This is a genomic window from Streptomyces sp. NPDC002643 (genome assembly GCF_053592555.1).
In genome coordinates, this window is the sequence record NZ_JBSFVY010000018.1 from 78,445 (window position 1) to 89,434 (window position 10,990).

The following is a 10,990-nucleotide window of genomic DNA, read 5'->3' on the forward strand; positions in this document are numbered from 1 at the left end:
GCCACGGCGTCGCACCGTCGCCGAGGACCGAACGCCGGCCCGCGGGGGATAGATCCCTGCCACGGCCCCCGGGGTCAGCCCGGTACCGGACATCTCACATCGGAGGAGGCGCCTGGTGTGCTCCAGGCCAGACTCTTCGCCTTCGCCGCCACCGGCTGACCCGACCCGTGCGGCAGGCCGGCCGACGTACCGTACCGGCGGGCCGGGCTGGCGGGCGGCGTGGCTTCGGCTTCGGTGGTCGCCGTGTCGATGCCGGGGCTGGTCGGCCCGCCGGGGTCGGTCTCCGGTGGGAACGGGCTCTGTGCCCGTGCCACGGCGGTGTTCCGGCTGTCGGCGAAAACGACCAGGCGCAGCAGCAGGAAGCGTCCTGTTCCGGCGGTCCCAGCGGCACCGAGGTAGACGGCCTGCTGCCAGAGCATCCCGGCCGACGGCCGCAGCGCGTCGAGTATGAGGACCGCGGCGGTGGTCACCATGTACGCGGCCATGGCCGATCCCGCGGACTGCAGGTGCCGGCGCCATCCGGCACGCCGCCCGGTCTGGAAGGTGACGCGTGCGTGGAGTTCCGTGCACAGGAGGGTCGTGACGACGGTGATCAGCGCGTTCGCCACCGGCCATGGCAGCAGCTCGGCCGCCCACGGCACCGCGGCACTGGCGGCGACACCGACTCCGCCGCCGCACAGGACGAACCGGGCGAAGGAGGCGAGTGGACCTGGAGCGGCCGGCGCCGGACGCGTGTCGTCCACGCCGGTCTCGATCCACTCAGTGCTCTGCGGCCCGATCATCGTTTCCCCTTGCGCCCGGGGTCCGATCCCCTCCTGGCTTCCTCTCCTGCCACGCTAGGAGCCGGTCGGCCGGAAACCGTGGTACCGGAGGAGACAATGACGGGACAGCCGTGGTACCGCGGTACCACGGCCCGGGCCCGGGCTGCGGGGGCATTCCCGCGAGCGACTTGCCCTGCCGGTTCCCGAGGTCTCCGGCCGCTTGCGGTGCCCCCCGGCCGCCCTGTCAGGCCGACGGTCGCCGACGAAGCCCACGAGCTTGTCCGAGCGATCACGTGCGAAGCCAGAAGGCTGCGGCGGTGGCAGCGCGGAAGAGTGGGACGTGTCGGGAGAGAGGGGGGCTGCGGTTCTCGGGAGAACCTGGCTCCAGTCGCTTCAGTACCGGTTGCTGACGAGGTGACAGGCCCTGGCCCGCACAGACGTGTCGGGCGTTCCCAGATCACCCGCAGCGCGTTTTGGCTGCGGTGCGCGCACCCGCTCCCACCTGCGGCGAGCGACTTTCGCACACCCCCCGCACGCCGGGTGTGCGCCGTGAGGCGCTTCTTGTATCCCCGACGCAGTCGGGATGAACTCGGAGGGAGGTTCTTAGTTCGCCTGACTTATGTGAACGCGAAAGCGCGAGGGGACAAGAGCATGTCAGGGAAGGGGTGGCCGTCCGGAGGTGCCCGGGGACGGGGTGCCGCGAGACCCGCGCGATATGGCCAAGGCTGGATTGCCAGAAGCCCAGTCTCCAGTGGTGAGAGTGCGCACCCGCCGGAACGACACCTGTAACCGATGCCGCGTCATGCCGGGCCTTGAACCTGTGGGGCCGGGCAACCTCCGTGATGCGGGGCGTCGCCCAGCGAGGGCGGTCAAGGAGATGAGTGGGCGGCCTACGCCGTGCTCGATACGTACAGCGAAGACGTACCACGGGATCGCCTACGGGGCGCGAGTCCTATGGCGACGGAGTGCCCGTAGTAGTCGCAGGAGTCACGACCTGCCGAGAGGCCGGGGAGAGCCGGAACAAGGGCGAAGGGGCACAGATGACCGAGAAGTTCAGCGAAGGGAGGCATGCGTCATACAGACGTGTGACCACAGATCCACCTTCACCCCCACCGCGTGAGCCGCCGACGGCTCCGCGGAGTCCGGCGCGCGCTCTGTGAGGACGTCCGGACCGGTGTCGTCCTCAGCGGTCGACAGCTCCGCGAACACCTGCGCAGCGGTGTTTTAGACGATTTCCAGTTGCGGCAGATCTTTCCGGCCCCGCCCAGCCGAGGCCAACTCGGCTGCCGCGGCTTCAAGTTCCTGCCTTGCCCCGCCGCCTATGGCGAAGTGGGGGGAGACGGGGCAAGGAGCTCTGCGGTCAGGTACTCGGTTGACGCCCAGCCGCGCTGTTGTCGCACAGACGCGGCGAACTGCGAGGCGGGGAGTGCGGCGAGTGACGGTCCTGTTTCATCTGCCGGCCATCACACGCATCCGCTCAGTGATGCAGGCCAACTGCTGGTGGCAGCTGGAGGACCGACTCGACGCAGGGCCGGACCTCCAGCGCGTTGCGCCATACCTCGGGCTGAGTCGTGGGGGACTCAGCAGCCGTAGTCGATCAGGTCGAAGGAGGCGTAGTGGTCGGAGGTGTAGTAGTCCTCCTGGTACTCCTCACCGGTGACGATGCGGCGCGCGCCGCGTGTGGAGGAGCCCGGAGTGATCACGGTGTACTCGTGATAGTAGCCAGAGGAGTGGCTGGGCAGGATGCCTTCCCGGTTCTGGAAGACGGTCCCGTCTTGCGAGTACGGGTAGGGACCTCCCTGCTCGATCAGCTCCAGGGTGTCGTACGCCTGGGACGGCAGGTCGCTGTAGCAGATGCTGCCGACCGCGGCGGCGGCCGGAGTGGCCGTCGCCACGGTGCCGCCGACGAAGAGAGCGGACAGAACGGCGGCCGCGGCGCCGATGCGGGTGATTCGTGGGGGGAATCTCATACCCTCATGATGACGCGCGTAGACAGTGGCATGTCAATGACAACTCCGGAGATTTTCCCGTCAAGTCCGATGAGTTTTCGGGAAGTTAACTTGGTGCGCGGCATCTCCATGTGGTCTACACGTTCTGGTGCGCGGAAGCCTTGTTCCTGCTCCTCGCCCTGGTTCGGCCCTTGGCGCAGTCCTCCAGCCAGTTGATCCGTACGAGCCGCACATGCCGCACATGCCGCACGAGCCGCACGTGCCACAGAGGCCACAAGGGTCGTACATGCCGATGGACATCCCATGCTTCGGGAGGGACAGCAGCGTGAGTTTCGGGGGCCGCAATCCGTACCAGCCACCCCGGCCGCCGAACGGAGGACCGTACCCCCCGCCCCGGGACCGTACGTACCACGGCAGCCGGGTCCACCGCCGTACGGCCCCGATTCCCCTACCCGCAGCCCCACCCGTACGGCCCGCCCCCGAACCCCACCCCGTACGTCCCGCAGCCGCCCCCTTCCTTCTGGCGGCGGATGGGCGAGGACGAATGGCCGCCGCTCGGGCAGTTCCTGAGCGGGCCGCGGCTGCACGGCTGTCTGTGGGCGATGGCCGCCCTGTGCGCGTGGCCGCTGGTGGTCGGCCTGCTGGCGGGCTACCCGCCGGCCCGCTCGGCCCGCCGCCCCGCCCGTCGGATCTTCACCTCCCGGGGCCGGGGCCGTATCTGGCCCGCCGTGCGCGGCGGCTTCAACACCGCCGAGGTGAACGCCGCGCTCCTCAGCGGCCCGGCCTCCGTCACGGCCGTGGCGTACTGGGAGATCAACCGCCCGCGCACCCGCCACGGGGTGGTCCTGCGCGACTGACGAGGCCGGTGGCGGGGTGCGCCGAATCAGGACCGGCCGTCGCGCGGCACCACGCGCTGCCCGGCCGTGCCGTACACCCAGGCCGACGCGTCACCGATGAAGTCGCCGGGGAAGCCGAGGCGGAAACCGGTGGTCTCCTCCAGACGGGCCAACAGTTCGGCGGGCAGGACGAGTCGGGCCGCGCCCAGGTTGTCGGTGAGCTGTTCGACCCGGCGGGCGCCGAGGATGGGGTGGACGGCGGGGGAGTGGGCCATGGTCCAGGCGATCGCCACCTGGGCCGGGGTGGCGTCGAGTTCGTCCGCCGCCTTCTGCACGGCCTCCGCCACCGCCCGCTCCCGCTCCCCGATCGCCTCGGCGGACAACCGGGCCGTCGTCCCCGGCCGCAGCCCGCCCGGCCGGGTGTACTTGCCGGACAGCACCCCGTTGTGCAGCGGGCTCCAGGCCGCGACCGACATCCCGAACGCCTCCGCCATCGGCAGCAGTTCACGCTCGATGTCCCGGTTGAGCAGGCTGTACGGCACCTGGAGCGCCGACAGCGGCGACCAACCCCGCCACTCTGCCAGGGTGTTGGCGCGCGAGACCACCCACGCCGGGGCGTCCGAGATGCCCACGTACAGCACCTTCCCGGACCGTACGGCGTCGTCGAGTGCCCGCATCGTCTCCTCGATCGGGGTGTTCCGGTCCCAGATGTGCACCCAGTAGAGATCGATGTAGTCGGTGTCCAGGCGCCGCAGACTGGTCTCCAGCGACAGCGCGAGGTTCTTGCGGTGGTTGCCGGCGGCGTTGGGGTCGGTGCCGTCCCGGCTGACCGTGTACTTGGTGGACAGCACGAACCGGTCCCGCCGCCCCTTGAGCAGCTCACCGACGATCCGCTCGCTCTCCCCGCCCCGGTAGTTGACGGCGGTGTCGATCACATTGCCGCCGGCCTCCTCGTACACGTCGAGCATCCGCGCGCACTCGTCCCGGGGCGCCCCGACCCCGCCCTGCTCGCCGAACGTCATGGCGCCGAGGAACAGCTCGGACACACGGAGCCCGGTCCGGCCCAGGAGTCGGTAACGCACCCAAAACCTCCATGAGTTGCCCATGGGTTGACTGCCCCGATCATCGCACCGCCGACCGACGCCAACAGGTCGGCGAGCGACGACGGGGCGGCGCGGGACGAAGCTCATTACGGTAGTGCCCCATGACCGATCTCCGAACGGCGGGCCGATGATTGACCGAACGGCGGGTCGACGATGACGCGAACGGCGAGACGATGACCACTCGAACGGCAGCGCGATGACCACGCGAACGGCGGCGCGATGACCACGGGCACGGCGAGGCGACGATGACGCGAACAGCGGCGAGATGACTACGCGAGCGGCGAGGCGACGGTGACGCGAACGGTGGGGCGACCATGACACGAACGGTGACGGGAACGGCGGGGCGATGACCGCCATTCGACTGCTTCTCGTCGACGACGACCCCTCGTCCGCGCCGGGCTGTCCTTCATGTTCGGCGGCGCCGACGACATCGAGATCGTGGGGGAGGCCGCCGACGGCGGTGAGGTCGACGCGCTCGTCGACCGGACCCGTCCCGATGTCGTGCTCATGGACCTCCGGATGCCCACGGTCGACGGCCTCACGGCCACCGAAAGGCTCCGCGCGCGTGAGGACGCGCCCCAGGTCGTCGTCCTCACCACCTTCCACGCCGACGACCAGGTGCTCCGGGCGCTGCGCGCGGGCGCCGCCGGATACGTCCTCAAGGACACCCCGCCCGCCGAGATCGTCGAGGCGGTACGCCGGGTCGCGTCCGGCGACCCCGTGCTCTCGCCCGCAGTCACCCGCCGGCTCATGGCCCACGCCGTCGGCACCGGCCACGGCACCCGCCACACCCGGGCCCGTTCGGTATCGCCGCCCTCAACGACCGCGAAGGCGAGGTCGCCGTCGCCGTCGGCCGGGGCGCCTCCAACGCCGAGATCGCCGCCCGGCTCTTCATGAGCGTCGCCACCGTCAAGACCTATGTCTCCCGCATCCTCGCCAAACTCGACCTCAACAACCGTGTGCAGATCGCCCTGTTGACGTACGACGCAGGGCTGCTGGAGGAGGACGAGGACTGAGACCGCGCTTCCCGGGCGGCGGAATCCGGCACCCGGGGCGGGCACTCCGGGGCGACCCCGCGCGTTGGACGGGCGAGGGGGGACCCATGGGGCATACGCACATCATCGATCCGGGGGAGTACGGGCCGGGGTTCACGGAGAACCCGCACCCCGTGTACGCCGAGCTGCGCGCGCTCGGCCCGGTGCACCGGGTGCGACTGCCGGCACCCGACGCGCGCCACGAGGTCTGGCTGGTCGTCGGCTACGAGGAGGCGCGGGCCGCGCTCGCCGACCCCCGGCTCGCCAAGGACGGCTCGAAGATCGGCGTGACCTTCCTCGACGAGGAGCTGATCAGAACGACCGACGAGGACGGCGACCGCCTCTCCCCGGACGAACTGCGCGGCATGGCCTTCGTCCTGCTCATCGCGGGCCACGAGACGACGGTCAACCTCATCACCGGCGCCGTCCACGCCCTGCTCACACACCCCGGCCAACTCGCCGAGCCGCGCGCCGACATGAGCCTCGTCGACGCGGTCGTGGAGGAGACCCCGCGCCATGACGGCCCGGTGGAGACCGCGGCGTTCCGCTACGCCGCCGAGCTGCTCGACATCGCGGGGACGGCTGTGGCGCCGGGCGAGACGGTGATGATCGGCCTGTCCGCCGCCGACCGCGACGACACCCGCTATCCCACCCTCGACCGCTTCGACCTCCACCGCGACACCCGAGGCCACCTCGCCTTCGGCCACGGCATCCACCACTGCCTCGGCGCCCCCCTGGCCCGCCTGGAGGCCCACACGGCCCTGACGGCCCTCCTGACCTGCTGCCCCGACCTGGCCCTGGTCGGCCCCCCGGGTCCCTGGCTGCCGGGCATGCTGATGCGCGGCGTACGAACCCTGCCCCTGCGCTGGTGACCACCGCCGAGCTGCCCGCCCCAAGTACCAGGAGAACCGGAACCATGCTGCGCACAGCGGAGATCACGGCGGAGCTGACGCGCCCCGCGGACACCGAGGACGGCCATCAGCTGCACTGGCGTTCCACGCTGGAGTTCAGCCTGGACTGTTTCGTCTGCGAGCGGATGAGCCGGACCACGCTGTTCGCGCAGGGCGCGGAGAAGGCATCGTGCTCCGGTACCCGCAGTGGTCTGGGACGCCATCACATCGCGGCCCGCATAGCCGCGTTCGACACCACCAGCGCGAAGGAACGGCTCACGGTACGGGCTCTGGTCGACTTCTGGTGGGCGCCCTTCGAGGACCGCGACGGCCGTCAGGCCTCCGCACCGACCAGACACCCCTGGGTGCGCCTGCACCTCGGGTACCGCTGCCCGCACTCCCACGAGTCGGAGGAGAACAACACCCAGTCCAACCTGGTCCGGCCCTGGAACCTCAAGTGCGCCCACTGCGGGCAGCACCTGGCCACCGACACCGAGACCCCGCGCATACGGCTCCTCGTCTGAACCGCTCGTCCGACCGCGCCGGGTCCGACCCGCGCCGGTCCGGCCCGACCGGCGCTCGTGTGTGGTGGACATGTGCCGTCCGGATCAGTCCCGCCCGCCCGCGATCTCCCCGACGTTCACCGGCCGCTGCTCCTGGCGGGACAGCTCGCACGCCTCGGCGACACGCAGGGCCTGCAGGGCCTCCCGGCCGTCGCAGGGGTTGGCCCGTTCGCCGCGGACCACCTCGACGAAGGCGCCCACCTCGGCCTCGTACGCGGCGGCGAAGCGCTCCAGGAAACCGGTCCACGGCTTGTCGGCGGGCGGCGGCCCGGTCGGTTCGGCCGAGGCGAGCGGCGTACGGTCGTCCAGCCCGACGACCACGGTGTCCAGCTCCCCGGCCAGCTCCATGCGCACGTCGTACCCGGCCCCGTTCACCCGCGCCCCGGTCACGGTCACCGGTGTGCCGTCCTCAAGGGTGAGCACGGCGGCGGCGGTGTCGAGATCGTGCGCCTCGCGGAACATCGGGTGCCCGGCGTCCGACCCCGTGGCGTACACCGAGGCGACCTCGCGCCCCGACACCCACCGCACGATGTCGAAGTCATGGATCAGCAGATCCCGGTAGATCCCCCCGGACAACGGCAAGTACTCGGCGGGCGGCGGCGCCTGATCCGCCGTCAGCGCCCGTACGGTGTGCAGCCGCCCGAGCCGACCCGAGCGCACCGCGTCCCGCGCGGTGACATAGCCGGAGTCGAAACGCCGCTGGAAGCCCATCTGCAGCACGGTTCCGGCCGCGTCGACCTCGGCGAGCGCGTTTAAGGTGCCCGCCAGGTCCACGGCGATGGGTTTCTCGCAGAACACGGGCAGCCCCGAGCGTGCTGCCCGACCGATCAGTTCGCCGTGGGCCGACGTGGCGGCCGTGATCACCACGGCGTCCACACCCCAGGTGAAGATCTCGTCCACCCCCGGGGCCGCCGTCTCGCCCAGGCGATCGGCGAGATCATGGGCCCGAGCAGGGTCTTTGTCCGTGATGATCAGAGAGCCGACATCGCGGTGCCGGCTGAGAGCGGTCGCGTGAATGGTGCCGATGCGACCCGCTCCGATGAGTCCGATGCGCATGGGAAACAAAGTGGGGTCGTACCCGCCACCCTGTCAATGGTTTGTCCGGACAACCGAACTACGCAACTTCCCGTCACCCCATACCGGGGCTACGCTCGCCCCGTGCCGAAACCAGATGTCGATCCGACCGCGCCGCTCCAGCTCAGCGTCGACCGCAGCAGCCCGGTCCCGCTCTACTTCCAGCTGTCCCAGCAGCTGGAGGCCGCGATCGAGCACGGCGAGCTGACCCCGGGCAGCCTGCTGGGCAACGAGATCGAACTGGCCGCACGCCTCGGCCTGTCCCGCCCGACCGTCCGCCAGGCCATCCAGTCCCTCGTCGACAAGGGCCTGCTCGTACGCCGTCGGGGCGTGGGCACCCAGGTCGTCCACAGCCAGGTCAAACGCCCCCTGGAGCTGAGCAGCCTCTACGACGACCTGGAAGCCGCCGGCCAGCGCCCCGCGACCCGGGTCCTCCGCAACACCACGGTCGCGGCGTCCGCCGAGGTGGCCGCGGCCCTCGGCGTCGCCGAGGGCTCCGAGGTCCACCGCATCGAACGCCTCCGCCTGGCCCACGGCGACCCCATGGCCTCCCTCTGCAACTACATCCCCACCGGCCTCCTGGACCTCGACTCCCCCCAACTGGAGACCACGGGCCTCTACCGCCTGATGAGAGCAGCGGGAATCACCCTCCACAGCGCCCGCCAGACCATCGGAGCGAAGTCGGCCACACCGGAAGAGGCCGACCGCTTGGCCGAAGCGGAGGGCGCCCCCTTGCTGACCATGCAGCGGACGACTTTCGACGACACGGGCCGCGCAGTCGAGTACGGCACCCACATCTACAGAGCCTCCCGCTACTCGTTCGACTTTCAATTGCTAGTGAGGTCGTGAGACAGGTCGCCATCTGTGCCGTTCTGCCTCTTACCTGAGCTTTTCAGGCGGCGGCACCTCCAGGCTTTCAGGGGCGCGGGGAACTGCGCGACCAGCCCCCACCCACCCGCACCCGAAGAACAACCCGATGGCACCCCATGCCCCCACGGCGCACCGAGCGGAGCGTTAAGGCAGAATCGGGCAACGATGAGCACTTACCGCGACTTCACCCACCGCGGCTCCGCGCGGGCCACCGTCCTGCGGACCGTGGGAACGCGCGAGCGCCGCTCCCATCTGACGGCCCCCCGCGTCCCCACCGTCGGCATCGACATCGGCGGCACGAAGGTGATGGCGGGCGTCGTGGACGCCGACGGCAACATCCTGGAGAAGCTCCGCACGGAGACCCCGGACAAGTCCAAGAGCCCCCAGGTCGTCGAGGACACCATCGTCGAACTGGTGCTTGACCTCTCCGACCGCCACGACGTGCACGCCGTCGGCATCGGCGCCGCCGGCTGGGTCGACGCCGACCGCAACCGCGTCCTGTTCGCCCCCCACCTGTCCTGGCGCAACGAACCGCTGCGCGACCGTCTCGCCGGACGCCTCGCCGTGCCCGTCCTCGTCGACAACGACGCCAACGCCGCCGCCTGGGCCGAATGGCGCTTCGGCGCCGGCCGTGACGAGGACCACCTGGTCATGATCACGCTGGGCACCGGCATCGGCGGCGCCATCCTGGAGGACGGCCAGGTCAAGCGCGGCAAGTACGGCGTCGCCGGAGAGTTCGGCCATATGCAGGTCGTGCCCGGCGGCCACCGCTGCCCGTGCGGCAACCGCGGCTGCTGGGAGCAGTACAGCTCCGGCAACGCGCTGGTCCGCGAGGCCAGGGAACTGGCCGCCGCCGACTCCCCGGTGGCGTACGGGATCATCGAGCACGTCAAGGGCAACATCGGCGACATCACGGGCCCGATGATCACCGAGCTGGCCCGCGAGGGCGACGCGATGTGCATCGAGCTGCTCCAGGACATCGGCCAGTGGCTCGGCGTCGGCATCGCCAACCTGGCCGCCGCCCTCGACCCGTCCTGCTTCGTCATCGGCGGCGGCGTGTCGGCGGCCGACGAGCTGCTGATCGCGCCCGCGCGCGACGCCTTCAAGCGCCAGCTCACCGGCCGTGGCTACCGCCCCGAGGCCCGTATCGTCCGCGCCCAGCTCGGCCCCGAGGCCGGCATGGTGGGCGCCGCCGACCTCGCCCGCCTCGTCGCCCGCCGCTTCCGCCGCGCCAACCGGCGCAGAGTCGAGCGGTACGAGCGCTACGCGCGGTACGTGGAGGCCCGCCGCACCACGCAGGACTCGGCATGACCGCCGCCGCCCTGCCGCACCAGGGCACGTCCCCGGAGGGCCCGGAGCCGCCCGCCGAGGGCCGCCGCCATATGATCCGCCGCCGGGCGCTCACCCTGGCGATCATCGTGCTGCTCATCGGCGTACCGGCCGGCTATCTGGTGATCTCCGCCAACCAGAGCCGCGACAGCGGCAAGGACAAGGAGGCGAGGTACGCGGCGACCGGCCTCACCGCGCACTGGCCCTCCCGGGTGCAGCAGCGTCTCTACCAGGTGCCGATCCCGCCGTACTCCAAGCACGTCGCGTACTACGAGACGAACAACTGGAAGACCAGCCGTCTGTACGTGCAGTTCCTCACGAGCAACGAGGGCCTGGAGAGCTTCCTCAACCAGATCGGCCTCACCACGGACGACCTGGAGGAGGACGAGATCACCGTCAACACCCGCGACCAGGGGATCGTCGGCTGGAAGTTCACCGGTGGGGGCCCCTGGTACGGCCTGGTCCACAAGCAGAAGAGCCCGGCACCCACCCACGACATCGTGGTCAACCGGTCCGACCCGGACCATCCGATGGTCTACCTCGTATCACGAACAGTGCCCTGACCAGGTGATATGTGGACC

At 70.6% G+C, this 10,990-nt stretch carries 10 protein-coding genes and 1 pseudogene; 7 read left to right on the forward strand and 4 right to left on the reverse strand.

The genetic code is table 11. The features are described 5' to 3' along the window. Positions 1-74: 74 nt before the first annotated feature. Positions 75-782, reverse strand: a complete 708-nt coding sequence (locus ACWD4G_RS26500; protein WP_451297546.1) for a GtrA family protein — start codon at positions 780-782, stop codon at positions 75-77. A 1,559-nt stretch (positions 783-2,341) separates the two neighbouring features. Then, positions 2,342-2,731, reverse strand: a complete 390-nt coding sequence (locus ACWD4G_RS26505; RefSeq protein ID WP_451297548.1) for a ribonuclease domain-containing protein — start codon at positions 2,729-2,731, stop codon at positions 2,342-2,344. Between the two features lie 509 nt (positions 2,732-3,240). Between ACWD4G_RS26505 and ACWD4G_RS26510 the strand changes: the two genes are divergently transcribed. Further along, positions 3,241-3,567 carry a hypothetical protein gene (locus ACWD4G_RS26510; RefSeq protein ID WP_451297550.1) on the forward strand — a complete coding sequence of 109 codons (327 nt, stop codon included), beginning with the start codon at positions 3,241-3,243 and terminating at the stop codon, positions 3,565-3,567. A 26-nt stretch (positions 3,568-3,593) separates the two neighbouring features. Here the strand turns inward: ACWD4G_RS26510 and ACWD4G_RS26515 are convergent, their stop codons facing one another. Continuing rightward, a complete protein-coding gene (locus ACWD4G_RS26515) occupies positions 3,594-4,628 on the reverse strand; it encodes an aldo/keto reductase (RefSeq protein WP_451297552.1) in 1,035 nt (344 codons plus the stop codon). Positions 4,629-4,995: 367 nt separating this feature from the next. Between ACWD4G_RS26515 and ACWD4G_RS26520 the strand changes: the two are divergent. From ACWD4G_RS26520 to ACWD4G_RS26530, 3 genes and pseudogenes are all read left to right on the forward strand, one after another. Beyond that, positions 4,996-5,665 (forward strand): annotated as a pseudogene (locus ACWD4G_RS26520) (response regulator transcription factor). Positions 5,666-5,751: 86 nt separating this feature from the next. Continuing rightward, entirely contained in the window at positions 5,752-6,555 is an 804-nt protein-coding gene (locus ACWD4G_RS26525) for a cytochrome P450 (RefSeq protein WP_451297554.1), read from the forward strand. Positions 6,556-6,599: 44 nt separating this feature from the next. Beyond that, positions 6,600-7,097, forward strand: coding sequence for a hypothetical protein (locus ACWD4G_RS26530; protein WP_451297556.1), 498 nt, complete (start codon positions 6,600-6,602; stop codon positions 7,095-7,097). 84 nt (positions 7,098-7,181) lie between these two features. Here ACWD4G_RS26530 and ACWD4G_RS26535 read toward each other — a convergent pair whose 3' ends face one another. Then, a complete protein-coding gene (locus ACWD4G_RS26535) occupies positions 7,182-8,192 on the reverse strand; it encodes a Gfo/Idh/MocA family oxidoreductase (RefSeq protein WP_451297558.1) in 1,011 nt (336 codons plus the stop codon). Positions 8,193-8,294: 102 nt separating this feature from the next. On the opposite strand from ACWD4G_RS26535, the gene ACWD4G_RS26540 reads away from it, so the two are divergent. The 3 genes from ACWD4G_RS26540 (at position 8,295) to ACWD4G_RS26550 (ending at position 10,972) form a co-directional block, all read left to right on the forward strand. Further along, positions 8,295-9,059, forward strand: coding sequence for a GntR family transcriptional regulator (locus tag ACWD4G_RS26540; protein ID WP_451297560.1), 765 nt, complete (start codon positions 8,295-8,297; stop codon positions 9,057-9,059). A 186-nt stretch (positions 9,060-9,245) separates the two neighbouring features. Beyond that, positions 9,246-10,391: an ROK family glucokinase gene (locus ACWD4G_RS26545; protein WP_451297562.1), complete on the forward strand. Its 1,146-nt coding sequence runs from the start codon at positions 9,246-9,248 to the stop codon at positions 10,389-10,391. After that, positions 10,388-10,972 carry a sugar kinase gene (locus tag ACWD4G_RS26550; RefSeq protein ID WP_451297565.1) on the forward strand — a complete coding sequence of 195 codons (585 nt, stop codon included), beginning with the start codon at positions 10,388-10,390 and terminating at the stop codon, positions 10,970-10,972. Before ACWD4G_RS26545 ends, ACWD4G_RS26550 begins: the two co-directional genes overlap by 4 nt. Positions 10,973-10,990 lie beyond the last annotated feature (18 nt).